Raw genomic sequence first — 26254 nt, 5'->3', positions numbered from 1 at the left:
CAGAGCGGTGCCCGAATCCTAGAGGAGGTGCGCGGCGTCCGCGCCGGAACGACGAACGGCCTCCCGGAGTGCACCGGAGGGCCGTTCGGAGAGCACGCGTCAGAGCGCGACCGGCTCCGCCCGCGAGATCGCGATCATGTCCTCGCGGGGAACGACCTTCACGCGCGCACGGCCCTCGGGCTCGCCGAGCGCCATCTCGTGCTCGTCCAGCCGGTGCCAGCCGTCGAGATCCGTGTAGGCGATGTCCCGCTCCTCGAGCAGGGCGACCACGGCCGCCTCCTCGGGGTGCTCGGGCGTCCACCAGGACGCCTGGTCGTTGAGCACGTGCGCGACGGTCTCCATGGCGTCGGACTTGGTGTGCCCGATGAGGCCCACCGGTCCGCGCTTGATCCAGCCGGTCGCGTAGACGCCGTGGACCTGCTGGTCCTCGTCGTCCAGGACCTGGCCCTCGCGGTTCGGGATCACGCCGCGCATCTCGTCGAACGGGAGGCCGTCGAGCGGCGAGCCGAAGTAGCCGACCGCGCGGTACACGGCCTGCACGGGGACCTCGCGGATCTCACCCGTGCCGCGCACTCCGCCCTCGCCGTCCGGCTCGGTGCGCTCGTACCGGATCGCGCCGACCCGACCCGATCCGTCGTCCACGAACTCGAGCGGCTTCGCCCAGAAGTGCAGGTGGAGACGACGCGAGGCGCTCCCGACCTCGCGGGTGCGCCACTGGTTGAGCACCCGGTTGATGACCATGACCTGCTTGTTGGTCGCGATGGCGGCCTCCGAAGCGGGATCGAGGTCGAAGTCCTCGTCGGCGACGATCATGTCGACGTCGCGCAGCTCGCCCAGCTCGCGCAGCTCCAGCGGCGTGAACTTCACCTGAGCGGGACCGCGCCGCCCGAAGACGTGGACGTCGGTGACAGGAGACGCCTTCAGCCCCTCGTAGACGTTCGGCGGGACCTCGGTGGGCAGGAGGTCCTCGGCGTGCTTCGCCAGCATCCGCGAGACGTCGAGCGCGACGTTGCCGTTGCCGATGACAGCGACGGAGGACGCCTCCAGCGGCCAGGTGCGCGACACATCGGGGTGGCCGTCGAACCAGCTGACGAAGTCGGCCGCACCGTAGGAGCCCTCGAGCTCGACACCCGGGACGTCGAGCGGAGCGTCCCGAACGGCGCCGGTCGCGAAGATCACGGCGTGGTAGTGCCGCTTGAGATCCTCGAGCGTGATGTCGGTCCCGAAGTGCACGTTGCCGAAGATGCGGATGTCGCCCCGGTCGAGCACCTCCCGCAGCGCGGTGATGATCCCCTTGATGCGCGGGTGATCGGGCGCGACGCCGTAGCGGACCAGGCCGTAGGGCGCGGGCAGGTGCTCGAACAGATCGATCGAGACGTCGTACTTCTTCTCGGCCTTGATCATGAGGTCGGCGGCGTAGATGCCCGCGGGACCCGCGCCGACGATGGCCAGCCTGAGCTTGGTCATTGCGTTCCTCCTGCCGGGGCGCCGCAGCGCACAACCGGTCTCATTCCTGCGGCGCAGGGCGCGCCGCGACGATCGGGGTCAGCCGTTGCGCTCGACGACGGTGTCGGCGAAGCGCGTCAGCGCCTTGCGGACGGAGCCGTCGGGCAGCGGAGCGAGGGCGGCGACGGCCTCGTCGGCCCACCGGTGGGCCTCGGCGAGGGTCTGCGCGGTGACGTCGTGATCGCGCAGCTGAGCGATGGCGTCCGAGATGTCGGCGCTCTGCTCCTCCGTGTGCGCGATGGCGTCGTTCGAGCGGCTCACATAGCTCTCGATGCGGGCGAGGAGAGCCGCGGCCTCCCTATCGGAGGAGGCGCGCTCGCGCAGGCGCAGGATCGGCAGCGTCGACACGCCGGCGCGGATGTCCGTGCCGGGGTTCTTGCCGGTCTCCTCCGGCTGGGGAGAGAGGTCGATGACGTCGTCGACGATCTGGAAGGCGACGCCGATCTTCTCGCCGAAGACGCGCATGGCCTCCTCGTACTCCTCCGGAGCCTCCGAGAACGCGACTCCCGTGCGGCCCGCCGCGGCGATCAGGGACCCGGTCTTGTCGGCCAGGACGGACAGGTAGTGCTCGACCGGGTCCTCGCCGTCGGTCGGGCCGACCGTCTCGTGCAGCTGCCCGAGGACGAGCCGCTCGAACGTGTCGGCCTGGAGCCGGATCGCCTTGTCGCCGAGCTCGACCATCAGCTGGTTCGCGCGGGCGAAGAGCAGATCGCCCGTCAGGATGGCCACGTTGTTGCCCCACACGGTCTGCGCCGACGGGACGCCGCGGCGCTTCTCCGCCTCGTCCATGACGTCGTCGTGGTAGAGCGATGCGAGATGCGTGATCTCGATCGCCTGCGCACCGAGCAGGACCTGCGGCGTGTTGCCGCGGCCCAGCGACGCGGCCAGGAGGGTGAGCATCGGGCGCACGCGCTTGCCGCCCGCCTCGAGGAGGTACCGGGTGGAGACGTCGGCCACGGCGTCCGCGAAGGACAGCTGCCGGACGAGACCCTCCTCGACCTGCTCCAGACCCGCGTCGATCGTGCGGGCGAGAGCGCGGTCCGACGAGGAGGAGAAGATGCGCTCGGAGAGGCCGAGCTGCGCCGTCAGAGACGGGCTGCGACGGGCGACGGGCGCAGTGGCGTTCACAGGGAAACCCTAACGTCTCGGCCTGTGCGGACCCCGGTCGTCATCGGGTCGCCGCGATCGGCTTGACGCCGCGGTGCAGCGCCACGATGCCAGCGGTCAGATCGCGGTAGGCCACGCGCTCGAAGCCCGCCGCGCGGAGCCAGGCGGCGACGACGCTCTGCTCCGGCCAGGCCCGGATGGAATCGCCGAGATAGTCGTACGCAGGATTGTTCGACGACGCGAGGCGCACGACGGCGGGCATGACCGTCGACAGGTAGAAGTCGTACGCGGCGGCCAGCGGAGCGATCGGCGGAGTCGAGAACTCGCAGATCACGACCCGGCCGCCGGGCTTCAGCACACGCAGGAACTCGGCGAGCGCCGTCCTCGGCTCGGCCACGTTGCGCAGACCGAAGGAGATGGTCACGGCGTCGAACGACTCGTCCTCGAACGGGAGGTCCATCGCGTCGGCCTGGACGAACTCGATCCGGTCGTTGCCCGCCTGACGGCGACGGCCGACGGCGATCATCCCCGGGGAGAAGTCGGCTGCGACGACCTGGGCGCCCGACCGCGCCAGCGACGCGCTCGACGTTCCGGTGCCGGCCGCGATGTCGAGGATGCGCTCACCGGGAGCAGGGTTGACGGCGCGAGTCGTCGCGATCCGCCAGAGCCGGTCGTTCCCCACCGAGAGGAGTCCGTTCACCAGGTCGTAGGCGGGAGCCACGGTGTCGAACATCGAGGCGACCTCGTCGGGCCGTTTGGTGAGGTCTGCCTTCGTCACGATCCGCAAGTCTACGGCGAGACGCGGGACGGCGGCTGTGCATCCGCCGTCCCGCGCCCGGTCGGCGCGCTCCCCCCTGGGGAAGCGCCGGGACCGCCCCGCTCCGCCTCGCGCGGCGGCCCCGGACCGGATCACGGTAGCAACGGAGCCCTGCGCCCCGAGCCCCGCGGCATGGGACGTCCCACCTTCTGGCGCGGGCGTACCCTGCTGAGGTGACGCTCATCGGCGCTGGAACCCCCCTGCTGCGTGCGGAGACGACTCCACTGGACTCTCCGCCGTCGCTCCTCTCCCACTCCGACCCGAGGCGGCCCCTCCTCTGGCAGCGCGACGGCGCCGGCCTCAGCGGACGCGGCGAGGCCCTGCGCCTCGAGTTCTCGGGCCCGGAACGGCTGCGGGATGCCGCGGCGGCCTGGCGTCGGCTCTGCGACGCGGCGACGGTGGAGGACCGGGTCGGACTGCCCGGGACGGGGCTGGTCGCGTTCGGGACCTTCGCTTTCTCGAGCCGATCCGAGGCGGCGAGTGTGCTGATCGTGCCGCGCACCGTGATCGGGACGCGCGACGGCCGGTCATGGCTGACGCGGATCACGATCGGCGAGGCGGAGAGACCGTATACGCCGAGCGAGGAGCCGCTGGGGGCGGAGTACCACGTGCCGCTCTCGCCCGGTGCGCTGCCGCCGGACGGGTACCGCGCGGCGGTCGCTGCCGCGGTGGAGACGATCCGGGCGGGTGAGCTGTCCAAGGTCGTGATCGCGCGCGATCTGCAGGGGCGGCTCCCGCCGGGGGCGGACCTGCGTCGGATGCTGGGTGCGCTCACCGAGCGGTACCCGGACTGCTGGGGCTTCGCCGTGGACGGATTCCTCGGCGCCAGTCCGGAGACGCTGGTCGCGGTCGATCGGGGCGAGATCTCGGCGAGGGTGTTGGCCGGCACGGCCGCACGAGGCGAGGATCCCCTCGCCGACGCGGACGTGGAGGCCGCTCTGCTCGAGAGTCCGAAGGACCGCTCGGAGCACGCTTTCGCTCTCGCCAGTCTGGTCCGGGAACTCGAGCCCCACACACGGGAGCTGACGGCGGGCGCCGCCCCGTTCACGCTCCGCCTGCCGAATCTCTGGCACCTCGCGACGGACGTGCGAGGAATTCTGGGCGACTCCTCCAGCGCGCTCGATCTCGTCGATGCTCTTCACCCGACCGCGGCAGTGGCCGGCACTCCGACCGCCGACGCCCTTGCGCTCATCGAGCACCTGGAGCCCTTCGACCGCGGTCGGTACGCAGGACCCGTCGGCTGGATCGACGGCAACGGCGACGGCGAGTGGGCCGTCGGACTCCGCAGCGCCGAGGTCACGGCCGAGGGCGCGGTCACGGCCTGGGCGGGCGCCGGCATCGTGGCCGACAGCGTTCCCGAGTCCGAGCTCGCCGAGACCCGCATGAAGTTCCGCCCGATCACCGACGCGCTGGCATGACGCACGTCGGGAGTCGCTGAAGCCGTCGGCTACCCCGCCGGGTCGCTCTCGAGCCGGGGAGCACCCGGCCGTCGTCCTGCGCCCACCGGCGGACGCCCGGGCAGCGCCGGCGGCCGGGTCGTCACGCGACGGCCGGTCGGTGTGGTCCAGTCCGCTGTGCCGTCCGGATGGAGCAGATACGTCCAGCGGTCGCCGTGGCGCACGTGGTGGTGGGCGACGCATAGGGAGGCGAGGTTGTCGGGAGTCGTCTCTCCCCCGTTCCGCCATTCGACGCTGTGGTCGGTCTCCGTCGAGGACGCCGGCCGGGTGCAGCCCGGGAAGCGGCACGTCTGGTCGCGGAGGCGGACCAGCAGCCTCATCCTCGGCGGCGGGAGGCGGTGGCGGCGCCCGACGGAGACGACCGCGCCGGTCTCCTCGTCGGTCAGCACGGGAGTGAAGGCGGCGGCGTCGTCGATGAGCGCTCGCACCGCCTCGGCGGGGATCGGCCCGTAGCCGTCGAGCTCGGCGGCCGCCTCGTCGTCACCCGCGGCGGTGCTCGCCGCCACGGTGACTCTCACCTCGGCCCGCAGCCCGATCGAGGGCGCCGCGGCTCCCTCCGGAGTGGTCCCCGCCACGTCCCCGTGGCAGAGCAGGTCGGCCCACGCGTCGGCGCGGAGCTGCGCCAGCGTCCGCAGATCGCGGTCCCCTTCGGCGCCGTCCCGCAGATCCCTCGCGATGCGGTCGAGCCGGGCGAGCGCTCCGACGGCCTCGGGCGCGGGGACGTGCGCGCAGACCGTCGCCATGCCGTCGATCCCGGCTGTCATCCACACCCGGCGGTCCTCGCGGGCGCGAGCGTGCCGCTCGGCGAGGGGCTCGTCGTGCAGCTCCTCCCGCACCCGCGCGAGGGCGTGGCGCAGCTGCCCCGGGGTCAGCGTCTCCGCGAGGTCGACGGCCCGGTCGTCGTAGGCCGCGCGCGCCGCTGCCGGGAGGGTCGCCGCGACGGAGCAGATGAGCTGGCCGGCCTCCCAGCGCATTCTGGCGTCGGCGAGCGCGGAGCGGGTCCGCGGCAGCTCCTCCATCAGGAGCGAGGCGTGCAGCAGCTCCCTGGCGGCGGTGCGCTCGGAGACCCCGAGGGCGACGGCGAACTCCGCTCGGATCGACCGTTCGACGAGGTCCGTCGCATCCTCGCTGTCCGCCGAGGAGCCTCGGGCGAACGCGTCGGGACAGGTCAGCGCCGCGCAGTGTCCCGCGTGCAGCGCCTCCGCCGCGGACAGGAGCACCGGGGAGGCGCTCCTCGCGAGCGCCGCCGCCCGGTCGCCGAGGGCGAGGACCTCTCCTCGCACGGTCTCCGCATCAGCCATGCCTCCAGCGAAGCAGCAGCAGACGAGCTGCGGAGCTCGAACGAGGCGTCCCCGGGAGAACAGCGTCCGACGACGACCTGTGGAGGACCGACCGACCGGACCCGTGCGGACTCAGCGCTCGAGCCGGATCTCCACGATGCCCGGCCCGTCGCCCGGCGAGGTCAGCGCCTGCTCCAGCTCGCCGCGCGTCGCCGCACGACGGTGGCCCCACCCGTAGGCGTGCGCGAGAGCCTCCAGATCGGCGTTCTGCGGGGTGAACTGCACGCGGTCGAACGCATCGGGATGCGAGCTCGACGCGACCTCGAGTCCGTCGAAGATCGTGCCGCCCCCGTCGTTCACGACGACGAGCTGCACGCGCGGGCGTCGCTCTCCGGGCGGGAGGAGGAGGCCGCCGGCCTCGTGGAGCAGAGTGAGATCGCCGAGGACCGCCCGGGTGACTCCGCCGGCTCCCTGCTCGGTCGCCTGCGAAGCCACCGCGATCCCGAGAGCCGTCGAGATCGTGCCGTCGATGCCGGCGAGGCCGCGGTTCGCCAGGACGGATATCCGCTTGCCCGGCAGGGTCCCGTCGGCGACGCGGATCAGCCGCGACGCTCCGAACAGCAGCCGGTCGTGCGGCCAGGTGACCTTCCAGACCGCGGCGACGACGAAGTCGCGGGTGAGCGGTGCCCTGATCGCGGCGAGGGCGTTGCGCGCGTAGCCGCGGCGGTCCTCGACCGACATCGACCCGGCGTCGGGGACCTCGTCCAGCTCGTCGGGGTCGACCGTCAGGGCGCGGCTCGCGGACACCCAGGATCCGGCCCAGGCGCGCTCGCCGCGCTCAGGACGCGGCGACCCCACGGGCCGGACCACGTCGACGCCTCCGACGCGGCGGGCACGCTGGCCGGGGTTGTAGAACTGCTCGCGCACGGCGTCCACGACGATCACCTCGACGTCCTCGCGCCGCAGCAGCTCGGGGACCTCGCGGGAGAGCGTCGGGTGTCCGAGCACGATCGCCCGGCGGATGCGTCCGCCGAAGTCGGGCTCGCCGAGCAGGCGACGCCAGGCGACGACGAGCTGCGGTCCGAAGCGGGCGCCGGAGGAGACCTCGGCCAGCAGCGGCCAGTCGCCGGCGCGAGCGATCTCCTCGGCCGCGGCGCCCGCCTTGTCCCCGGCGATGACGACCGTGAGCGGCTCACCGGGACCGGCGGTCAGGACGGCACGCGGGATCCCGGATCCGACGGCGGGCGACGAGACCGGTTCGATCCCCTCCATGTCGGGGAGAGCGGAGGAGAGCGGGTCGCGGAAGGAGAGGTTCAGGTGGACCGGCCCGCGGCGCGCCGCGGTGACGGCACGATCGGCGAGCGCACGCGCGTCCTCGGGCCGGGAGGCGTCGTCCGGAGCAGCGACGTCCTCGAACAGCCGCACGGCACGCCCGTACAGCTCGCGCTGCTCGGCCGTCTGGTTCGATCGGATGCCGCGCAGCTCGTCGGGCCGGTCGGCGGTCAGGACGATCATCGGCACGTCCGAGGCGTCCGCCTCGAGCACGGCCGGGTGCAGGTTCGCGGTCGCCGTGCCGGAGGTCGTGATGACGAGCGCCGGCATCCCGGATTCGAGGGCGAGGCCCAGCGCCAGGAACCCAGCGGAGCGCTCATCGATCCGCACGTGCAGCCGGACGTCGCCGCGGGTCTCGAGCTCGGCCGCCACCAGGGCGAGCGCCTGCGAGCGGGAGCCCGGAGCGACGACGACGTCGCGGACGCCGAGCGCGACGAAGCGGGTGAGGAGGTCGACCGCGAATCGGGTGGAGGGGGCGACCGGCCGGTGCTCAGGCATCCCGGCGGCCGGGGCCGTCGGCCTCGCCCTGCTCGTCCATGTCGGCGAGGTCGCGCTCGAGCTGGGCGATGCGCTCGGCCTGCAGGCGTTCCTCCTCGGGGTCGCGCTCGATGCGGAGGGTGCCGAGGAAGTCGGGGTCGTCGTCCGGAGCGGTGTAGCGGCGGCCGGCGGCGCGCTGCTTTCGGGGGCGGCCGATCCAGAACCACAGTCCCGCACCGATGACCGGGAGGATCACCACCACCAGGAGCCAGGACCACTTCGGGATCGCGCGCACGGCGTGACGGTTGCTCATCGCGACGTCGATCACGGTGTAGACCGTGAAGACGGCGAGGGCCACGAGCAGGCCGATGACGAGGCGGATCATGGACACGAGTCTACGTCCGGCACCCCCGTCGGGGAGGGTCCGCACGGACGCTGGACAGGAGGCTCCCACGGTGCTCACGGAAGCGCGTGCAGGGGCCGACGTACACTGTCCCGGTGAAACTGAGCCGCGCGGTCGTCGTCTACTCGCTCCTGCGCCTGGCGATGTTCGCCGGCGTCTTCGTGCTGGTGTACCTGCCGGCGCGCACCTTCGTCGACTCGGAGCTGACGGCCGCGGTCACCGCGGGCTTCGTCGCCGCGATCGCGAGCCTGTCCCTCTCCTACATCCTGCTGAGGAAGCCCCGCGAGCGCATCGCGGAGGCGATCTACGAGCGCCGCAAGGACGTCCCGCGCGCCCCGACCGACGACGACGTCGAGGACGCCGCGGTCGACGCGACCCGCGACGACCGCTGAGCCGGGCGCTCCCGCCGGGGAGGGCTCCCCTCGGACGCGCTGACCCCGCTCGCACCAGGCCCGGCACGCAACAGCCATTCTCACCCGAATCCGGCCCACCCGAGCCCGCCTCGTGCGAGCCGCCGCTCTAGAACGCCAGCGCCGCCCCGAGGATGACCGCGTAGGCGAGCCCGCCCAGGCTGGTCAGCTGCAGCGCCAGGATGAGCTCCTTCGCCGTCTTCGCCGTCAGGGTGATCAGGATGGCCGGCAGGATCATCAGAAGCACGAAGAGCGTCAGCCATGCCAGCGGGTAGAACAGCGCGAGGATCACCGCGATGCCGAACGGGATCAGCACGAAGCCCGTGTAGATCGCCCGGGACACGGCCGGTCCCGCGAGGACCGCGAGGGTCCGCTTGCCCGAGAGGCGGTCGGTCGGGATGTCGCGGATGTTGTTGACCATGAGCACGGCGCAGGCGAACAGGCCCGCCGCCACGGCGCCGAGCCACGACTCCTGGTTGGTGCGGCCGATCTGCACGAACGTGGTGCCGACGGTGGCGACCAGGCCGAAGAACACGAAGACGAAGAGCTCGCCGAGCCCGAGGTAGCCGTAGGGGCGGCGTCCGCCGGTGTAGAACCAGCCGGCCGCGATCGCCGCCGCGCCGACGATCAGGAACCACCACTGCCCCGAGAGGGCGGTGAGCACGAGGCCGGCGACGGCCGCGATCCCGAAGAAGACCAGGGCGACGGTGAGCACCTGGCGGGGCTTCGCCGCTCCGGAGCCGGTCAGCCGCGAGGGTCCGACGCGGTTGGCGTCGGTGCCGCGCACGCCGTCGGAGTAGTCGTTGGCGTAGTTGACGGCGATCTGCAGGGCGAGCGAGACGGCCAGGCAGAGCAGGGCGCGCACCCAGTGCCAGCCCTCGTCGACGACCTGGGTCGCTCCGGTGCCGATGAGCACGGGGGCGACGGCCAGCGGGAGGGTGCGGAGGCGGGCGCCGGCGATCCACTCGCGGGGACCGGCGGGCTTCACGACGACCGCTCGCGGGCTGCCCCCGGGGCGGCCGCTGGAGGACTTCTTCTTGCGACTCGTACTCGACACGGAGGGAATCCTACCCACCGGCCCGTCGACGCTCGGAGCCGGTCAGGCCTGCTCGGCGAGCACCTCGAGGGCGCGGCGGTCGGGCTTCCCGGAGGCGAGGAGGGGGATGCGGCCGACCGGCAGCACGGCCGCGGGAGCGGCGGCGCGCCCGAGGCGGTCGGCGATCAGGGCGCGCAGGTCGGTGAGCGCGGGAGCCTCCTCCGCCGTGACGACGACCGGGACCTCGCCCCACTGCTCGTCCGCCCGCCGCACCACGACCGCGTCGGGGACGGGCCCCTCGCGGAGCACGGCCTCGACGGAGTCGAGCGAGACCTTCTCCCCGCCCGACACGATCACGCGGTCGAGCCGACCGGTCACCCGGAGGCGCCCGTCGACGATCGACCCCGCGTCGCCCGTGCGGTACCAGCGCTCCCCGTCGAGCTCGAGGAAGGTGGAGGCGCTGCGCTCGTGGTCGATCGCGCCGTCGGCGTCGAGGTAGCCCTCCGCGAGGGTCGGGCCGCCGAGCAGCACCTGCCCGTTCTCGACGCGCATCCGCACGTCGTGGAGCGGGACGCCGTCGTAGACGCAGCCGCCGGACGTCTCGCTCGATCCGTAGGTCAGGCGGATGCGCGCACCGAGGGCGGCGGCGCGGTCCCGCAGCGGCTGCGGCGTCGACTGGCCGCCGATCAGGAGCGCGTCGAACGAGCGGAGCGCCTCGGCCGCGGCCGGATCGCGCTCGGCGAGGTCCAGCAGCCGCGCGAGCTGCACGGGGACCAGCGAGGAGTACCGCCGCTCCCCCGCCGGCATCGTCCGAGCGAGAGCGAGGAAGGCCGCCGCGTCGAAGCCGCCGGCCGGGAGGACGACCGGGTCGGCCTCCGCGGTCAGCGAGCGGACGAGCACCTGCAGTCCCGCGACGTAGTGCGTCGGCAGGCAGAGCAGCCAGCGTCCCGGCCCGCCCAGCTCGGCGAGGGTCGCGGAGGCGCTGGTGAGCAGGGCCGCTGTCGAGAGCGCGACCCGCTTGGGCGGCCCCGACGAGCCCGAGGTCTCGACGACGGCGGCGACGCGCTGCGGCACGACGGCATCCTCGGAGGCGGTCGCAGCGCCGGGGGCGGAGACGCGGATCGCCGGGCCGCTGCCGTCCAGGGCCGCGCGCAGAGCGAGGAGGACGGCCTCGACCGTCGCGTCGACACCGGCGAGCGGGCGGGTCACCTGCGTGCCCTCCGGCTCAGAACTGCCACGGGAACGGCGACCAGTCGGGCTCGCGCTTCTCGAGGAAGGAGTCGCGTCCCTCGACGGCCTCATCGGTGCCGTAGGCGAGGCGCGTGGTCTCGCCCGCGAAGAGCTGCTGGCCCACGAGGCCGTCGTCCACGGCGTTGAACGCGTACTTCAGCATCCGGATGGCCGTGGGCGACTTGGTGAGGATCGTCTCGGCCCACTCCACCGCGGTCGTCTCGAGCTCGGCGTGCGGGACGACCGTGTTCACGGCGCCCATCTCGTAGGCGCGCTGCGCGGAGTACTCCCGCGCGAGGAAGAACACCTCGCGCGCGGCCTTCTGCCCGATCTGGCGGGCGAAGTACGCCGAGCCGTAGCCCGCGTCGAAGGAGCCGACGTCGGCGTCCGTCTGCTTGAAGCGCCCGTGCTCGGCGGAGGCGAGGGTGAGGTCGCAGACCACGTGCAGCGAGTGCCCGCCTCCCGCGGCCCAGCCGGGGACGGCCGCGATGACGACCTTCGGCATGAAGCGGATGAGGCGCTGCACCTCGAGGATGTGCAGGCGGCCGTTCCGCGCGGAGTCGATGCCCTCGGCGGTCTCGCCGTCGGAGTACCGGTAGCCGTCGCGGCCGCGGATCCGCTGGTCTCCCCCGGAGCAGAACGCCCAGCCTCCGTCGCGCGGGCTCGGGCCGTTGCCGGTGAGGATGACGACGCCGACGCGCGGGTTCGTCCGGGCGTCCTCGAGGGCGCGGAACAGCTCGTCGACCGTGCGCGGCCGGAACGCGTTGCGGACCTCGGGCCGGTCGAACGCGACCCGCGCGATGCGGCCGGAGCGGTCGTGGTGGTAGGTGATGTCCTCGAGTGCGTCGAAGCCGTCGACGGCCGCCCAGCGGTGCGCGTCGAACAGTTCGGAGACCTGCGTGCTCATGCCACGACCCTACTGATCCGGACTGCACGGCGACTCGACACCGCTCGGGCAGACGGAAGGGGACCCCGCTGACGCGGAGTCCCCCTGCCGGTGCTCGCCCCTACTTGGCGGCGGAGGTGGTGCGGTTCTCGGCCGACACCATCCAGGCGTACTGCTCGAGGCTCTGGATGATCGCGTGGAGGAGATCCGCGCTGGTCGGGTCCTCCTCGTCCACCTGGTCGTGGACCTCGCGCATGGTGGCGGCGGTGTTCTCGAGGCGGATCGTGACCAGGTCGACGGTCTCGGCCGTGTCGATCTCGCCGTGCGGGTACTCGGGGAGGGTGGTGGTCGCGGCGACGGTGTCGCTGCGGCCGTCCGGGATCCCGTGGAGGGCGCGCATGCGCTCGGCGATGTCGTCGCTGAACTCGCGCGCGGCCTCGATGATCTCGTCGAGCTGCAGGTGGAGGTCGCGGAAGTTCTTGCCGACGACGTTCCAGTGGGCCTGCTTGCCCTGGACGTGGAGCTCGATCAGGTCGACGAGGACGATCTGGAGGCTGTCGAGCAGCTCCTTGGAGGCCTTGAAGCCCTTCTCGGCGTTCTGACGGCGGCTGGTCTTGGCACCGGAGCCCGCGGGGGCTTCGACGTGGCGTTCGAGGGTGGTGGTCATGGACCGTTCCTTTCTCTTGCAGTGCCGGGTGCGGTGTCCCGCCCCGAGTCTGGCTTCTTCGGCTGGACGGCGCCCGCACGCGCGGGGTGCGCGCGCTGGACGGGGCCCGTGGTTGCGGGGATCAGATCGTGGCGACGGATCCGGAGTCGACGCGGTAGTTCGAGCCGTTCACGAACGAGGCGCGGTCGGAGCAGAGGAAGGCGATCACGGCTGCGACCTCCTCGGCCTCGCCCCGGCGCTTCAGCTCCATGTACGGGCGCTCCTCGTCGAGGAAGGACGAGATCGCCTCGTCGACCGAGGTGCCCCTCTGCTCGGCGCGCTTGGACATCATCGCGTCGGTCATCGGAGTGCGGATGAACGCGGGCGAGACCGTGTTCACGAGCAGGCCCTCCTGCGCGTAGGAGCGCGAGAGGCCCTTGGCGAAGGCGAGGACGCCCGCCTTCGCGGCGCAGTAGGGCAGTTCGTCGTCGTAGGGCTGCACGGCGTCCTCGGAGGCGGTGAGCACGAGCCGGCCCCAGCCTCCGGTGCGGAGGTCGGGGAGGAACTCGCGCACGAGCCGCACAGGCCCGAGCAGGTCGACCTCGAGCGTGCTGGTCCAGCCCTCGTCGTCGATCTCGTGGAACAGGCCCTGCGCCCCCGTGACTCCGGCGCACTGCACGAGGATGTCGATCGCGCCGACCGCTCCGGCCACGCGGCGGTGCAGCTCGGCGAGCTGCTCCGTGCTGGTGACGTCGGCGGCGAAGGCGTGCAGGCGGCCCTCCGGAGCGTCGAGCCCGGCCGCGGCCCGGTCCAGCTCCGCCTGGTCCTTGTCGGTGATCACGACGGTCGCGCCCTCGGCGAGGAGGAGCTGCGCCGTGGCCAGGCCGATGCCGGAGTCGCCTCCGGTGACGAGGGCGGTGCGGCCGGTGATCCCGAGATCCATGCTGAGGTGCTCCTTGTGGGTGCGGTGCGAGGGGGTGGTACCGGTCTACGCCCCTCGGAGCCGGCCCTCAACGGGTTGCGCGGACGCCGTCGGCGGGGTTACGCGCGGCCGACCTTCTTCGGCGCCAGCTCCTCGATGGTGATGGCCGCGTTGATCAACGCGAGGTGGCTGAGCCCCTGCGGCAGGTTGCCCCAGAAGGCCAGGTCGTCGACCGCGATCATCTCGGACATGATCCCGACGTCGTTCGGGACCGTGGCGACGAGCTCGTCCATCAGGGCGACCGACTCGTCGTGCCGACCGACGCAGGCCAGGGCGGAGGCGAGCCAGAACGAGCAGGCCACGAACGGGTGCTCCTCGCCCTCCATGCCGGAGTAGCGGAACAGCAGCGCGCCGCGGCCCAGCTCCTTCACCAGGGCGTCGATGGTCGAGATCATCCGCTCGCCGCGCTCGTAGCCGCTGGGCGCGTGCAGGAGCACCGAGGCGTCCAGCTCCTCGCTGCCCGGGTACATCACGTAGGAGCCGAGCTCCTCGGACCAGCAGTGCTCCTCGATCCACTCCCGGATGCGGTCGCGCTCGAAGCGCCAGCGGTCGGGGCTGCCCGCGACCTGGCCGAGCTCCGCCAGGTGCACGGCCGCGTCGAGCGCCTGCCAGCAGCCCATCTTCGAGGAGGTGTAGTGCTGCTCCTCCTCCAGCTCCCACATGCCCGCATCGCGGTTCCGCCACAGGTCGCAGGTGGTGTCGGCGACGCGGGCGAGGAGCCGACCGGTCTGGATGTCGAGGACGTTGCCCTCGTCGACGTAGATGCGGCAGATGTCGAAGAGGTCGCCGAAGACGCCCAGCTGCAGCTGGCTCTGCGCTGCGTTGCCGGCGACGACCGGGCCGATGCCGGCGTAGCCCGGGACGTCGAACTCCTCGAGGACGGTCGGCATGGAGCCGTCGAGTCCGTAGAAGATGTGCAGGTCCGGCCCGTGCTCCTTGATCGTGCGGAGGAGCCAGGACAGCGCGGCGTGCGTCTCCTCGCGCAGGCCGAAGCGCACCAGCGCGTGCATCGTGTACGCGGCGTCGCGCACCCAGGCGAAGCGGTAGTCCCAGTTCTTGCCGCCGTTGGGCGACTCCGGGAGCGACGTGGTCGCGGCCGCGGCGATGGCTCCTGTGGGCGAGTAGATCAGCAGCTTGAGCGCGAGGGCGCTGCGCTGGACGGCCTCGGACCACGGGCCGTCGTAGGAGAACTCCTCCGACCAGTTCTGCCAGCTGCGGATGGTGCGGTCGATGCCGCGGTCGACGTTCTTCGCGACCGGGAAGTGCAGCGGCTCGTCATGCGTGGCCGACACGACCAGGACGTGCCGCACGGCGTCCTTCCCCGCGGTCACGACGAAGGAGCCCGTCAGCTCGTCGCCGGCGCCGGAGGGTGCGTCTTCGCCGTCGGGCCCGTGCTCCTGCCCGGTGACGCCGATGGTGATGTCTCCGGCGCGGATGAGCGAGCGGCCGTCGGCGTTCTGGATCCACGGGGAGAACCGGCCGAGTCCCGTTCCGGGACGCACGGCCCACCGCATCCGCACCTCGCCGTCGACACCGTCCACGCGGCGCGCGAGCTCGGCCCACGGGAGGCGGCCCGCGATCCCGGTGACGAGCGCGTCCGTCACGCGGACGGTGCCCGACTCGGTGGTGAAGGTGGTCTCGAGGACGTTCGTGTCGCGGATGTAGGCGCGCGAGACCTCGGCGGGCTCCTCGGGGGCGAGCTCGACGCAGCCGCCGGACTCGGCGTCGATCAGGGCGGCGAAGGCGGGGGTGGAGCCGAGGTCCGGGACGGGCATCCAGTCGACGCTGCCGTCCTTCGCGATCAGGGCGACCGTGCGACCGTCTCCGATCGCGGCGTAGTCGCGCAGGGGCCTGGTCGAGCGGGGTGCAGCCATCCCCTCACCGTAGGGCGCGGGCGGTGCGCCGATTCGGGCTTGCGGGCGGACGGGCTTGCTTGTAGCGCCCGGTCAGGTCGTGGCGACTCCGCCGTACTCCTCGAGGCGGTCGGTGAACTCGCCGCGGTCCTCGTCCTGGAGGACCCCGTTCGCGTACCCCGCCAGGAACGCGCCCTGCGGGTCCGGCGAGAGGCCGACTCCGTCGAGCATGTCGGCGACCAGGCCGGTCGGATCGGCGTCGAGGTCGACGAGGCCCAGCTCGATCGCGGGCACGAGGTCGGCGGATGAGCGGGCGGTGACGATCCAGAGCGCGGCCGAGGCCTCCTCGTCCGAGAGGTCGCCGTCGAGCTCGTAGCCCGCCTCCGACCACTCCTCGGGGGTGTCGGCCACCTCGACGTCGTCGAAGCCGAGAGGCGAGAGCGCTGCGGTGAAACGGTCGACCGCCGCCTGCCTGTCGGCGTCGGTCGAGACGTCGGCGGCGGCGTACTCGGTCGCCGAGATGTAGTCGTAGAGGAGGGAGGGCCCGCCGTAGGCGTTCTGCGACTGCTCGTAGTACTCGTCGTCGGCCGAGGTCCACTCCTCGGGGACGGCGCCCTCGACGGCCGCGACGGCCTTCTCGGCACTCGCGCGCACGTCCTCCGCGGACGGCTGGCCGAGGATCGTCGCGGCGTCGCCGTCCTGGTAGCCGGGGTAGTCGTAGAGCGGATCGGACGGGTCCCCGCTGCCGAACGGGTCGTCCGTCGGGTCGCCGAACGGCTCGGACGGAGCGCTCGTCGACGCGCTGCCGGCGGCGGAGTCGAGCGCGCCGCCCACTCCGACGGCGACGAGCGTGCCGAGCACGCCGGTGTAGACGACGCCCACGAGGAGGCTCGTGCCCAGCGCGATCCAGGCGCCCCTGCCGAGCGGGCGGTGGGAGGGGACGGAGCCCTGCGTCGGGCCCGGGGCGGGCGCGGGCGGCGGGCTCATCGGCATCTGGCTCATCGCACTCCTCCGGACTCCAACGGCAGCCTCGTCAGTCTGGCACCTCGGCGGGCGCTCGGAGGAGGGACCCCGGGGGCTTGCGCGCGCGTCGCCGACCTCCTGCGCCCGGGTGGCCGCCGCGTCGCCCCGGCCGGTGGACAATGGCCGGATGGACGACGTCGTGCCCGCCTCCCCGCTCCCCTCCCTCGGCGAGATCGACGCGGGACTCCGCGTCGTCGCTCTGCCGCTGCGCACCCGCTTCCGCGGTGTGGACCACCGCGAGATCGCGCTCGTGCGCGGCCCCGAGGGCTGGACCGAGTTCTCGCCCTTCCTCGAGTACGGCGCAGAGGAGTCGGCGGCGTGGCTCCGGGCGGCGATCGACTACGGCTGGAGCGAGCAGCCGGCACCGCTGCGCGACCGCATCCCGGTGAACGCGACCATCCCGGCCGTCGCACCGCACGAGGTCGCCGCCGTGCTCGCGAGCTACCACGGCTGCCGCACGGCGAAGGTGAAGGTCGCCGAGCGCGGCCAGACGCTGGCCGACGACGTGGCCCGGGTCGTCGAGGTCCGCCGCCTGCTCGGTCCGGAGGGCCGGATCCGCGTGGACGCTAACGGCGGCTGGAACCTCGACGAGGCCGAGCACGCCGTCCACGCCCTCGCGGAGTCCGACCTCGAGTACGTCGAGCAGCCGTGCGCGAGCGTCGACGAGCTGGCGGAGCTACGCTACCGGGTGAAGTACATGGGCATCCCGATCGCCGCCGACGAGAGCGTTCGCAAGGCCGCCGATCCGCTCGCCGTCGCCCGGGCCGGAGCCGCGGACCTGCTGGTCGTGAAGGCCCAGCCGCTCGGGGGGACGCGCCGGGCGCTGGCCCTCGTCGCCGAGGCGGGGCTGCCGGCGGTGGTCTCGAGCGCGATCGACAGCTCGGTCGGACTCGCCATGGGCGCCGCCCTGGCCGCGGCGCTCCCCGAGCTGCCCTTCGACTGCGGACTCGGCACCGCGTCCCTCCTCGCCGCGGACGTCACGGAGCGGCCGCTGCGGCCGGTCGACGGCAGCATCCCCGTCGGCCGCGTGGAGGTCTCGGAGGAGCTCCTCTCCCGTCACGCCGTGTCGCCGGAGCGGCTCGCCTGGTGGCGGGCGCGGCTCCGCGACTCCTACGCGCTGCTCTGATCGTCGGCGGCGGGCGCCGCGTCCGAGGAGCGGCAGAATGGGAGCGTCGGCCGTCGGTGCCCGACGCATCCCCCACCCTCGAGCATCGGAGCACCGTGAGCGCATCGACCGTCCCCGTCCCCGTCTTCCTCGACTGCGACACCGGCATCGACGACTCGCTCGCCCTGGCGTACCTCCTCCGCTCGCCCCGGGCCCGCCTCGTCGGGATCAGCACGGTCAGCGGCAACACCGACGCCCGCCGGGCCGCGGTCAACAGCCTCGGCCTGCTCGCGCTGGCCGGCCGCGACGATGTGCCGGTCGCCGTGGGGGCGCACCACTTCCTCGAGGAGGACTACGCCGGCGGATCTCCGCACGTGCACGGCGACGACGGCATCGGCGGGGTCGCGCTGCCCGACGGCGGCGAGCCGGTCGACGAGGATCCGGCCGACCTCCTCCTCCGTCTCGCCCGTGAGCACGAGGGCGAGCTGCGGCTGGTCGCGATCGGCCCGCTGACGAATCTCGCGATCGCCCTCCGTGCGCACCCGGAGATCGCGTCCCTCGTCCACTCGGTGACCGTGATGGGTGGAGCCGCGCTGGTCCCCGGCAACGTGACCGCCGTGGCGGAGGCCAACATCTGGCACGACCCTGCGGCCGCCGCCGAGGTCGTCGCGGCCGACTGGGATCTCACGCTCGTGCCCCTGGACGTGACCATGCGGCACCTGCTGACGGAGGAGGACCGCGCCGTCCTGCTCGCGTCGCCCGATCCCCTCGCGCAGGCCATCGGGCAGGCGCTCGACTTCTACTTCGACTTCTATGTCGGCCACTTCGGCGAGCGCACCGCTGCCATGCACGACCCGATGGCCGCCGCGATCGCCGTCGACGCCGTCGCCCTCACCTCCGCCCCGCGCGTCCACGTCACTGTCGACGCCACCCACGGCCCCGGCCGCGGCCAGACCGTCGCCGACCTCCGCGGCATCTACCGCGGCGTCCATCCCTCCGACGCCCGCACCCGCATCGTCCTCGCCCTCGACGCCCCTTTCGCCCCCCACCTCATCGACGTCGTCACCGCCGTCTGACCCGCGCGGGGCCACCCGAAGCCCGTCCGTGCCCCCGGCCCCGACACGCCCGTTCCTCGATCAGCACGCACCGACCCGGCGCTTCCGTACGCGGGAACTCGACAGGCTCGCTCCGAGCGTTCGTGTCAGGGGATCTCGATACTCGCGCTGCTCACTACTCGATCAGCATGTCCCGTCGACCGCCGTCCCCCCGCCCTCCCGCGAAGCGCAGCTCCCCAGAACCCGACCGCGCAGCGGAGCGCTCCCCCACGGCGATCGCGAAGCGGAGCCCACCCACCTCGGCGACCGCGAAGCGGAGCCCACCCAGACCCGACCGCGAAGCGGAGCCCATCCACCACCGCGACCGCGAAGCGGAGCACTCCCCCACGGCGACCGCGAAGCGGAGCCCACCCAGACCCGACCGCGAAGCGGAGGCCCTCCCGCGGCGAACGCGAAGCGGAGCCGTCCCCAGTGCGCGTCCTGGTGGGCGGTCGGCGGGGCCTGGTGGGGTCGATCGCAAGGCGGAGGCGTCGGGCGTAGCGGCGCTACGTTCGTCGCCGACAACGCCGCGAGGGACCCCGCCAGGCCCCGCCGATCACATGCCGGTGTCGAGGCCGGAGTAGGCGTGGAGTCCCTTGAAGAACACGTTGACGACGCCGAAGTTGAACATGACGGCGGCGAAGCCGACGATGGCGAGCCAGGCGGAGGGGGTGCCGCGCCAGCCGCGGGTGGCGCGGGCGTGGATGTAGCCGGCGTAGATGGTCCAGATGATGAAGGTCCAGACCTCCTTGGTGTCCCAGCCCCAGTAGCGGCCCCAGGCCTTCTCTGCCCAGACGGCGCCGGCGATGAGCGTGAAGGTCCAGAGGATGAAGCCGAGGATCGTGACGCGGTAGGCGAGGTTCTCGAGGGTGAGGGAGCTGGGCAGGGTGCGCAGGAAGCGGAGGACCGAGCGGGGGCTGTCGCCGGAGGATTCGCGGCGGGCCTGGAGGAGCTGGGTGACCGAGAGCGCGAAGCCGAGGGCGAAGAACGCGGTGCCGAGGATCGCGACGAGCACGTGGATGACCAGCCAGTAGGACTGGAGTGCCGGCGGGAGCGGGACGACGGCGACGTAGTAGTTGACGGTCGCGATGCCGAGGAGCACCAGGACGAGACCGGTGATGAACGCTCCGAGGAAGCGGAGGTCCCAGCGCAGCTGGACGGCGAGGAAGACGCCGATGATGATGAGCGTCCCGGTCATCGAGAACTCGTACATGTTCGCCCAGGGGACGCGGCCGGCGGCGACGCCGCGGAGGACGGTCGCGCCGAGGTGCAGCACGAAGCCGAGGAGCGTGAGCGAGAACCCGATGCGCATGGTCTTCGAGCGGGCGGGGGCGCGGTAGACCTCGTCCTCGACGCGGCTGCCGATGCGGGAGAGAGTCGCTGTGCGTCCGGAGCCTGCGGCGGCGACGGTGGCCTTGCCGCTGGCCGCGCGGTCGGCGGCGGCCGCGGAGGCGACGCGCTCCGCCTCCTGCACGACCTCGATCGACTCGCCGTCGGCCAGGGAGGCGCGGCGGGCGAGGTCGATCGCGAAGAAGACGAACGCCATGGCGTAGATGCCCATGGCGGAGGAGAGGCACAGCACCGAGTACTGCGAGAGGGTCGCGATCACCTCCTCAGGGTAATCGCTCGCCGCCCCGCCCGCCCCTTCGCGCTTGCACAGACTCGGCCCCTGCCCAGCCGGGCGACGGCTGTGGAGGGGCGTCCGGGAGGCGGGTCAGTCGAGCGGGGCGTGCCGGTCGGCGATCGTCCGCACGGCGCGCACCAGCTGGGGGTCCTCGCCGCGGGCGAGTCCCGCGTACTCGAGGAGGAGGCCGCCGTCGTCCTGGGCGGTCGCCTTCACCCACACGCGGCGCCGCGGGACGAACAGCGAGGTGAGGAGTCCGGCGAGCACGAGGATCGCGAAGAGCAGCACCCAGCCCTGGGTCGCGTCGTGGTGGATGTCGAACGAGGCGAAGCGCTTGACGCTGTCGGTGCCGATCCGCGTCGGGTCGGCGCCCGTGTTGTCGAAGGTCACGCTGCCGAGCCCGTTCGGGAGCTCGGCCGTGTCGCCGGGCTTGAGGGTGATCGGCGAGACGCCGGTGGTGCCGCCGGTGAGCCGGGTCAGCGAGTCGGTGTTGAGCACGTAGACGGATGTGGGCACTCCCCCGTCGAGGCCGAGGTCGCCCGCAAAGACGTTCAGCGAGAGCACGGGGTACTGCAGGTCGGGGAAGATCGAGGTCGACGCCCCGGAGGCCAGCGTGTCCTGCGTCGGGTAGAAGAAGCCGGTGAGGCCCAGCTGCTCGGAGAGCCCGTCCGGCACCTTCACGACGCCGACGGAGGTCAGGTTCGCGTCCTGCGGGAGGAACGGCACCGAGTCGGTGAAGATCGCCCGGCCGGAGGGATCCCGGACCGTGATCGTCGGGGCGTAGCCGTTGCCGAGGAGGTAGACGTTCGTGCCGCCGATCGCGAGCGGGTCGTTGACCTTGATCGTGCGGTCCTCGGTGCGCCCGCCGCGCTCGGAGGTCGTGACGTTCGCGGTGAAGTCGACGGGCTGGCCGAGCGCCGACTGGTTCTGCTCCTCGTACTTCACGTCGAGGCTGTCGAGGGTCAGCTGGTACGGGTCGAGCTGGCTGCTGTCGAAGAAGCGACCGGGGTTGAAGGAGTCGTAGGCCGCGAGGTTGTTCGCGAACCCCTGGGAGCCCTCGACCAGCACGCGCTGCCCGCTGTAGCCGAATCCGCCGCCCACTCCGACGGCGACGAGGATGCCGACCAGGGCGGAGTGGAAGACCAGGTTGCCGGTCTCGCGGAGGTAGCCGCGCTCGGCCGAGACGCTCGACCAGCGGCCGCGCGGGTCGTCGTAGCGCTCGACGCGGTAGCCCGCCCGGCGCAGGACGGAGTGGGCGGAGGCGACGGCCTCCTCCTCCGTCGCGCCCTCGACCTCGCGGACGGTGTAGCCGGCGAGGCGCTGCAGGCGCGCCGGGGTGCGCGGCGGCCGCGATCGCATCGCCTGGAAGTGGTGACGCGTGCGCGGGACGATGCAGCCGATCAGGGAGATGAACAGCAGCAGGTAGATGCTCGAGAACCAGGCGGAGGTGTAGGTGTCGAACGCCTGCACCCTGTCGAGCAGGGGCGCGAGGTCGGGGTTGTCGACGAAGTACTGGGTCACGCCGTTGGGGTCGGAGGAGCGCTGCGGCACGAGCGATCCGGGGACCGCCGCGATCGCCAGCATCAGCAGCAGGAACAGCGCCGTGCGCATGCTGGTGAGCTGGCGCCACATCCAGCGGAGCCAGCCGGTGAACCCGAGCGCCGGCTGCGTGACAGCGCCGTCGGAGTCGTAGTGGTCGGCGGGGCGGAAGGAGGCGTCCGTCCTCCGCTGCGCGGCCTCGTCGGGGCGGCGCGTGCTCTCCTCGGGCTCAGATCGCCGGCTGGAAGCCATCGATCACCGCCGAGAGGGATCCGTAGACGAGGGTGTTCCAGATGCCCGTGACCATCAGGACTCCGATCAGGACGAGGGCGGCGCCGCCGAGGATGTTGACCACGCGGATGTGGCGCTTCACGAAGGCGAGCGTGCTGGTCACCCAGCTGAAGCCGAAGGCGACGAGGAGGAAGGGGATGCCGAGTCCGAGGCAGTAGACCAGGGCGAGGAGGGCGCCGCGCCAGGGCGAGCCCACGCCGTAGCTGAGGGCGAGGATCGAGCTCAGCGTCGGGCCGAGGCAGGGCGTCCAGCCGACGCCGAAGACGATGCCGAGCAGCGGCGCTCCGATCAGCCCGGTGGCGGGACGGATCCCGGGTCGGAGCGTGCGCTGGAGGAACGAGAACTGCCCGATGAAGACGAGCCCCATCGCGATCACGACGAGCCCGAGGACGCGGGTGATCAGGTCGGTGTACTGGCGCAGCCAGAAGCCGACCGTGCCCGCCGCCGCCCCGTAGAGGACGAACACCAGCGAGAATCCGAGCACGAAGAGGAGCACCCCCAGCACGACCCGGCGGCGTCCGCGGGCCGCCCGCTCGTCGGCGTCGGTGAATCCGCCGACGTAGGCGAGGTAGCCGGGCACCAGCGGGAGCACGCAGGGCGACGCGAAGGACACGAGCCCGGCCAGGAGCGCGATCGGCACGGCCAGCAGGAGCTGACCGCTGACGACGATGTCGCCCACGCCGCTACTCCCCCTCGGCGAGCGTGTCGCCCACGAGGGTCGAGAGGATCGACGCCTCCTGGAGCTGGCCGAGGATGCGCGACGCGACGCGCCCCTCCCTGTCGAGGACGAGCGTCGTGGGCACGGCGTTCGGCGGGACGGTGCCGGTGAAAGCGAGCTGCACCGACGAGTCGGTGTCGACGATGGAGGGGTAGCCGAGCCCGAAGGTCTCGGCGAAGGCGGCCGCGGTGGGGGCCTGATCGCGCACGTTGACGCCGACGAACGACACGCCCTTGTCGGCGAACTCCGTGTTCACCGTCTCGAGGTCAGCGGCCTCGGCGCGGCACGGGGCGCAGCTGGCGTACCAGAAGTTGACGACGACGACCTGCCCGGCGAGGTCGGCGGAGTCGATGGTGGCGCCGGTCTCGTCGGTGCCGGAGAAGACGATGGGGTCGTCCCGGTCGGCGGCGGCGATCTCGGTGACGGTGCCGTCCCCCGAGATGTAGCCCTTGTTGCTGCCGTTGCGGTACTGGTCGGCGAGCGGATCCTCGGAGCAGCCCGTCAGCGCGAGCGCGGCGGCCAGCGCGAGGACGCCCGCGGCGCGGAGCCGCCCCGTCCGGCGCATCAGACCGCTCCCACGTCGGTGGCCAGGCCCTGCAGGCCGGCGGCCGGGTCGGAGTAGCCGACCTCGACGAAGCCGTCCCCGCGCCGCTCGAGGGTCGTGATGCTCGAGAGCGCGCAGCGGCGCTTGCGCGGATCGTGGAAGAGGCGCTCGCCGGCGAGGGCGCGGTGGACCGTCCAGATGGGGAGCTGGTGGCTGACGATCGCGGCGTCGCCCTCCTCCGTGCTCTCCCACGCCGACTCGACCGCCGCGTACATCCGCGCCGAGATGGAGAGGTACGGCTCGCCCCAGCTGGGCTCGAAGGGGTTGCGGAGCCAGGGCCAGTGCTTGGGGTTCCGCAGGGCGGAGCTGCGCGCGGCGAGGGACTTCCCCTCGAAGCGGTTGCTCGGCTCGATCACCCGCTCATCGGTGCGGATCTCGAGCTCGAACGCCTGCGAGATGGGCTGCGCGGACTCCTGCGTGCGCTGGAGCGGCGAGGCGATCAGCGCCGTGACGTGGCGCCGGCGCTCGAGCAGGTCGTCGGCGGCGGAGCGGGCCATGCGGTGGCCCAGATCCGAGAGCCGGAAGTTCGGGAGTCGCCCGTAGAGGACCCGGTCGGGGTTGAACACCTCGCCGTGCCGCACGAGATGGATCTGATCGGCAACCACGAGCGTCAAGTGTACGGAACGCGGCGTGGGGGAACGCCGGGAAAAGGGTCGCCTGAGCCGGACCTGAGCGGAGCCTCAGCGCCGCGCCGAGACCGCCGCCGACAGCCGCCGCACGAGCGGTCCGGGCAGGTGCCGCACCACGGCCATCGGGACTCCGAAGCGCACCGACGGCACCGAGACGACGGAGCCGCGCGCGACGTCGCGGAGGAACTCCTCCACCACCGCGTCCGCATCGAGCCAGAGGAAGGAGGGGATGGAGGAGGTGTCCATCGCCGCCCGCTCGTGGAACTCGGTGCGCACCCAGCCCGGGCAGAGCGCGGCCGAGCGGACGCCGGTGCCGCGCAGCTCGACGGCCAGCGACTGCGCGAAGGCGGTCGCCCACGCCTTCACCGCGGAGTAGGGGCCGAGGTGCACGAAGCCCGCGACGCTCGACACCGTGAGGATCGCGCCGCGGCCGCGGGTGGTCATCGCCTCGGCCGCCGCGCCCGAGAGCACGGCGACCGAACGCACCATCACCTCGAAGGCGTGGTCCTGGGCGGCGACGTCCGGCTCGGCGAAGGTCCCGTCGATCCCGAAGCCGGCGTTGTTGACGAGGACGCGGACCGGTCGGGCCGGATCGACGAGCCGCGCGCGCACGCGCTCGACCTGCTCGCGGTCGCCGAGGTCCGCGGGCAGGACCTCGACCGCCGCGGCGCCGAGGCCGCGCAGTCCGGCCGCCGCCTCCTGGAGGCGCTGCTCGCTGCGGGCGACGAGGACGAGGCTCCAGCCGCGGCGCGCGAACGCCCGGGCGAAGGCGAGGCCGATGCCGGAGGACGCGCCGGTGATCAGTGCGGTGCTCATGCGCGCAGGAGGGCGGCGAGGCCGTCCTCGCTCACGACGGGGATCCCGTAGTCGCGGGCCTTCCTCGCCTTGCCGGACAGGGAGTCGGGATCGGCGGCGACGACCAGCTTGACCTTCTTCGTCACTCCGGGGTGGGCGATCAGCCCGCAGTCCTCGAGGACGGTCGTCCACTCCTGGCGGGTCCGGCGCATCTCCCCGGTCAGGACGACGAGGTCGCCCGGCTCGAGCGAGAAGCGGTCGACGACGGGCGCGGGCTGTTCGACGGCGTCCCGCGGCTCCGTGGCCGCGACGAGCCGCTCGTGATCGATGCCGAGCAGATCGGCGACAGTCGCGAGGTCCATCAGCTCGTCGTCGGCGAGGACGCCGTCCGACCAGGCGACCGCGGTCAGGTCGTCGAAGTAGCGGTCGTGGAGGACGCGCACGACCGCACGACCGATTCCGAGGTCGTCGGCCGCGGTGACCAGTTCGCGCTCCTCGTGCGCCGAGATGACGCGGTCCAGGAGGCAGCGGTCCAGGAGGGCGAGGTACTCGCCGTGCTCCACGGGTCCGGAGTGGTCGGGCATCCGCTGGACGACGCGCTCCAGGAAGGAGGCGGGAGCCACGGCGGTCGCGGGTCGGGGCGTCCACAGTGTGCGCCTCCGCGGAACAGGAGGCCAGCCGTAGGCGAGTGCCTCTCTCAGGTGATCGTCCCAGCGGTCGCGACCACCGGAGACGGCGATGTACTCCGCGAGCAGGCGGCCCGTGGCGGTCGCATCGACGACCGCTCGGTGAGCGTTCTCCAGCGGGATGTCGAACGCGGCGCAGCAGGCGGCGAGCGAGCGCCCCGCACCCGGCAGGAACTCGCGTGCGAGCTGCATCGTGCACAGCAGCATCTCGCTCGAGAGTGTCGTCTCGACGCCGAGTCGGGCCAGTTCCGCTGTCAGGAACCGCCGCTCGAAGCTCGCATTGTGGGCGACGACCACCCGGCCGTCGAGATGTACCAGCAGATCGGAGGCGATCGCGGCGAAGGACGGTGCGTCCAGTATCTCGCGCGCCGAGATGCCGTGGATCCTCTGCGCGCCGAGATCGCGGTCCGGGTTCACGAGCGTCTCGAACGCCGCCTCGAAGCGCCCCTCCGCATCGAGATGGACGACAGCGACCTCGATGACGCGGTCGCCCCGCTCGGGACGGACCCCCGTCGTCTCGAAGTCGATGACCGCGAATCCCGGTCCCGCCATGGCACATCCCCCTCGGATCCTCTCGAGCCCGCGCGCTCGCTCCGCGATGCTAGCCCGACGCCGGAGCACGCAGGGGGACCGACTGCACCCCCTTTCGTGCCGCGCCGGAGGCCGCGGGCCGGCGCGTGCTCCTGCTCCGCGCCCGCCCGGCGGCCCCCGAGTAGACTCCCCT

The 26254-nt window shown here is 72.7% G+C and carries 24 protein-coding genes; 4 read left to right on the top strand and 20 right to left on the bottom strand.

Features of this window, described 5'->3' with window-relative positions; all coding sequences use genetic code 11:
• Positions 1–99: 99 nt before the first annotated feature.
• From C5C53_RS02600 to ubiE, 3 genes are all read right to left on the bottom strand, one after another.
• Positions 100–1467, bottom strand: coding sequence for an FAD-dependent oxidoreductase (locus C5C53_RS02600; protein ID WP_104266739.1), 1368 nt, complete (start codon positions 1465–1467; stop codon positions 100–102).
• Between the two features lie 78 nt (positions 1468–1545).
• Entirely contained in the window at positions 1546–2634 is a 1089-nt protein-coding gene (locus C5C53_RS02595) for a polyprenyl synthetase family protein (RefSeq protein ID WP_104249782.1), read from the bottom strand.
• Between the two features lie 40 nt (positions 2635–2674).
• The gene (gene ubiE, locus C5C53_RS02590) at positions 2675–3391 is read right to left on the bottom strand and encodes a bifunctional demethylmenaquinone methyltransferase/2-methoxy-6-polyprenyl-1,4-benzoquinol methylase UbiE (protein ID WP_104226060.1); all 717 of its coding nucleotides are present in this window, start codon (positions 3389–3391) and stop codon (positions 2675–2677) included.
• A 212-nt stretch (positions 3392–3603) separates the two neighbouring features.
• On the opposite strand from ubiE, the gene C5C53_RS02585 reads away from it, so the two are divergent.
• Positions 3604–4848, top strand: coding sequence for an isochorismate synthase MenF (locus tag C5C53_RS02585; RefSeq protein ID WP_374954330.1), 1245 nt, complete (start codon positions 3604–3606; stop codon positions 4846–4848).
• Positions 4849–4877: 29 nt separating this feature from the next.
• On the opposite strand, the gene C5C53_RS02580 is transcribed toward C5C53_RS02585, so the two are convergent.
• The 3 genes from C5C53_RS02580 to C5C53_RS02570 all read right to left on the bottom strand — a co-directional run bounded on the left by C5C53_RS02580 (position 4878) and on the right by C5C53_RS02570 (position 8361).
• Entirely contained in the window at positions 4878–6188 is a 1311-nt protein-coding gene (locus C5C53_RS02580) for an HNH endonuclease signature motif containing protein (RefSeq protein WP_104266738.1), read from the bottom strand.
• 111 nt (positions 6189–6299) lie between these two features.
• Positions 6300–7997 carry a 2-succinyl-5-enolpyruvyl-6-hydroxy-3-cyclohexene-1-carboxylic-acid synthase gene (gene menD, locus C5C53_RS02575; protein ID WP_104266737.1) on the bottom strand — a complete coding sequence of 566 codons (1698 nt, stop codon included), beginning with the start codon at positions 7995–7997 and terminating at the stop codon, positions 6300–6302.
• Positions 7990–8361 carry a PLD nuclease N-terminal domain-containing protein gene (locus tag C5C53_RS02570; protein ID WP_104266783.1) on the bottom strand — a complete coding sequence of 124 codons (372 nt, stop codon included), beginning with the start codon at positions 8359–8361 and terminating at the stop codon, positions 7990–7992. Before C5C53_RS02570 ends, menD begins: the two co-directional genes overlap by 8 nt.
• Positions 8362–8474: 113 nt before the next feature.
• Here C5C53_RS02570 and C5C53_RS02565 point away from each other — a divergent pair, with 113 nt between their 5' ends.
• Entirely contained in the window at positions 8475–8771 is a 297-nt protein-coding gene (locus C5C53_RS02565) for a DUF4229 domain-containing protein (RefSeq protein WP_104239140.1), read from the top strand.
• 127 nt (positions 8772–8898) lie between these two features.
• Here C5C53_RS02565 and C5C53_RS02560 read toward each other — a convergent pair whose 3' ends face one another.
• The 7 genes from C5C53_RS02560 to C5C53_RS02530 form a co-directional block, all read right to left on the bottom strand.
• Positions 8899–9846 carry a 1,4-dihydroxy-2-naphthoate polyprenyltransferase gene (locus C5C53_RS02560; RefSeq protein ID WP_374953116.1) on the bottom strand — a complete coding sequence of 316 codons (948 nt, stop codon included), beginning with the start codon at positions 9844–9846 and terminating at the stop codon, positions 8899–8901.
• Positions 9847–9888: 42 nt separating this feature from the next.
• Entirely contained in the window at positions 9889–11034 is a 1146-nt protein-coding gene (locus C5C53_RS02555; RefSeq protein ID WP_104257162.1) for an AMP-binding protein, read from the bottom strand.
• Between the two features lie 16 nt (positions 11035–11050).
• On the bottom strand, positions 11051–11962 hold the full coding sequence (locus C5C53_RS02550; protein ID WP_104266735.1) for a 1,4-dihydroxy-2-naphthoyl-CoA synthase: 912 nt from the start codon (positions 11960–11962) through the stop codon (positions 11051–11053).
• Between the two features lie 100 nt (positions 11963–12062).
• Positions 12063–12608 carry a Dps family protein gene (locus C5C53_RS02545; protein ID WP_104223596.1) on the bottom strand — a complete coding sequence of 182 codons (546 nt, stop codon included), beginning with the start codon at positions 12606–12608 and terminating at the stop codon, positions 12063–12065.
• A gap of 121 nt (positions 12609–12729) precedes the next feature.
• Positions 12730–13530 carry an SDR family NAD(P)-dependent oxidoreductase gene (locus tag C5C53_RS02540; protein WP_104266734.1) on the bottom strand — a complete coding sequence of 267 codons (801 nt, stop codon included), beginning with the start codon at positions 13528–13530 and terminating at the stop codon, positions 12730–12732.
• A 98-nt stretch (positions 13531–13628) separates the two neighbouring features.
• A complete protein-coding gene (locus C5C53_RS02535) occupies positions 13629–15443 on the bottom strand; it encodes a glycoside hydrolase family 15 protein (protein ID WP_104266733.1) in 1815 nt (604 codons plus the stop codon).
• A gap of 72 nt (positions 15444–15515) precedes the next feature.
• Positions 15516–16424: a hypothetical protein gene (locus tag C5C53_RS02530; protein ID WP_104233420.1), complete on the bottom strand. Its 909-nt coding sequence runs from the start codon at positions 16422–16424 to the stop codon at positions 15516–15518.
• A gap of 148 nt (positions 16425–16572) precedes the next feature.
• Between C5C53_RS02530 and C5C53_RS02525 the strand changes: the two genes are divergently transcribed.
• Positions 16573–17571 (top strand): o-succinylbenzoate synthase, encoded by a 999-nt coding sequence (locus C5C53_RS02525; RefSeq protein WP_104254851.1) that lies wholly within the window; start codon positions 16573–16575, stop codon positions 17569–17571.
• 95 nt (positions 17572–17666) lie between these two features.
• Positions 17667–18626 carry a nucleoside hydrolase gene (locus tag C5C53_RS02520; RefSeq protein ID WP_104266782.1) on the top strand — a complete coding sequence of 320 codons (960 nt, stop codon included), beginning with the start codon at positions 17667–17669 and terminating at the stop codon, positions 18624–18626.
• Between the two features lie 574 nt (positions 18627–19200).
• On the opposite strand, the gene ccsB is transcribed toward C5C53_RS02520, so the two are convergent.
• The 7 genes from ccsB to C5C53_RS02485 all read right to left on the bottom strand — a co-directional run bounded on the left by ccsB (position 19201) and on the right by C5C53_RS02485 (position 26082).
• Positions 19201–20205 carry a c-type cytochrome biogenesis protein CcsB gene (gene ccsB / locus C5C53_RS02515; protein WP_104224871.1) on the bottom strand — a complete coding sequence of 335 codons (1005 nt, stop codon included), beginning with the start codon at positions 20203–20205 and terminating at the stop codon, positions 19201–19203.
• A 153-nt stretch (positions 20206–20358) separates the two neighbouring features.
• Complete coding sequence (locus C5C53_RS02510; protein ID WP_104266732.1) at positions 20359–22059, bottom strand: cytochrome c biogenesis protein ResB; 1701 nt, start codon at positions 22057–22059, stop codon at positions 20359–20361.
• Complete coding sequence (locus C5C53_RS02505) at positions 22037–22777, bottom strand: cytochrome c biogenesis CcdA family protein (RefSeq protein WP_244230512.1); 741 nt, start codon at positions 22775–22777, stop codon at positions 22037–22039. The genes C5C53_RS02510 and C5C53_RS02505 overlap by 23 nt, the downstream gene beginning before the upstream one ends.
• A gap of 4 nt (positions 22778–22781) precedes the next feature.
• A complete protein-coding gene (locus C5C53_RS02500) occupies positions 22782–23381 on the bottom strand; it encodes a TlpA disulfide reductase family protein (protein ID WP_104249773.1) in 600 nt (199 codons plus the stop codon).
• Positions 23381–24025: a histidine phosphatase family protein gene (locus C5C53_RS02495; protein WP_104266731.1), complete on the bottom strand. Its 645-nt coding sequence runs from the start codon at positions 24023–24025 to the stop codon at positions 23381–23383. The genes C5C53_RS02500 and C5C53_RS02495 overlap by 1 nt, the downstream gene beginning before the upstream one ends.
• A 75-nt stretch (positions 24026–24100) precedes the next feature.
• Entirely contained in the window at positions 24101–24865 is a 765-nt protein-coding gene (locus tag C5C53_RS02490; RefSeq protein WP_104224863.1) for an SDR family oxidoreductase, read from the bottom strand.
• Positions 24862–26082 (bottom strand): exonuclease domain-containing protein, encoded by a 1221-nt coding sequence (locus C5C53_RS02485; protein ID WP_104266730.1) that lies wholly within the window; start codon positions 26080–26082, stop codon positions 24862–24864. Before C5C53_RS02485 ends, C5C53_RS02490 begins: the two co-directional genes overlap by 4 nt.
• Positions 26083–26254: the final 172 nt, after the last annotated feature.

The sequence above is a fragment of the Rathayibacter sp. AY1E3 genome, from assembly GCF_002932235.1.
In the GTDB taxonomy this organism is placed as follows: domain Bacteria; phylum Actinomycetota; class Actinomycetes; order Actinomycetales; family Microbacteriaceae; genus Rathayibacter.
The sequence above is the reverse complement of the archived record's forward strand: the minus strand, read 5'-3'. Positions and strand labels throughout refer to the sequence as shown.

Bases quoted from the DNA above. Each gene is read 5' to 3' on its own strand.
- C5C53_RS02600 (WP_104266739.1), bottom strand. From the start codon at position 1,467: ATGACCAAGCTCAGGCTGGCCATCGTCGGCGCGGGTCCCGCGGGCATC.
- C5C53_RS02580 (WP_104266738.1), bottom strand. From the start codon at position 6,188: ATGGCTGATGCGGAGACCGTGCGAGGAGAGGTCCTCGCCCTCGGCGAC.
- menD (WP_104266737.1), bottom strand. From the start codon at position 7,997: ATGCCTGAGCACCGGCCGGTCGCCCCCTCCACCCGATTCGCGGTCGAC.
- C5C53_RS02570 (WP_104266783.1), bottom strand. From the start codon at position 8,361: ATGATCCGCCTCGTCATCGGCCTGCTCGTGGCCCTCGCCGTCTTCACG.
- C5C53_RS02550 (WP_104266735.1), bottom strand. From the start codon at position 11,962: ATGAGCACGCAGGTCTCCGAACTGTTCGACGCGCACCGCTGGGCGGCC.
- C5C53_RS02545 (WP_104223596.1), bottom strand. From the start codon at position 12,608: ATGACCACCACCCTCGAACGCCACGTCGAAGCCCCCGCGGGCTCCGGT.
- C5C53_RS02540 (WP_104266734.1), bottom strand. From the start codon at position 13,530: ATGGATCTCGGGATCACCGGCCGCACCGCCCTCGTCACCGGAGGCGAC.
- C5C53_RS02535 (WP_104266733.1), bottom strand. From the start codon at position 15,443: ATGGCTGCACCCCGCTCGACCAGGCCCCTGCGCGACTACGCCGCGATC.
- C5C53_RS02530 (WP_104233420.1), bottom strand. From the start codon at position 16,424: ATGAGCCAGATGCCGATGAGCCCGCCGCCCGCGCCCGCCCCGGGCCCG.
- C5C53_RS02525 (WP_104254851.1), top strand. From the start codon at position 16,573: ATGGACGACGTCGTGCCCGCCTCCCCGCTCCCCTCCCTCGGCGAGATC.
- ccsB (WP_104224871.1), bottom strand. From the start codon at position 20,205: ATGGGCATCTACGCCATGGCGTTCGTCTTCTTCGCGATCGACCTCGCC.
- C5C53_RS02510 (WP_104266732.1), bottom strand. From the start codon at position 22,059: ATGGCTTCCAGCCGGCGATCTGAGCCCGAGGAGAGCACGCGCCGCCCC.
- C5C53_RS02500 (WP_104249773.1), bottom strand. From the start codon at position 23,381: ATGCGCCGGACGGGGCGGCTCCGCGCCGCGGGCGTCCTCGCGCTGGCC.
- C5C53_RS02490 (WP_104224863.1), bottom strand. From the start codon at position 24,865: ATGAGCACCGCACTGATCACCGGCGCGTCCTCCGGCATCGGCCTCGCC.
- C5C53_RS02485 (WP_104266730.1), bottom strand. From the start codon at position 26,082: ATGGCGGGACCGGGATTCGCGGTCATCGACTTCGAGACGACGGGGGTC.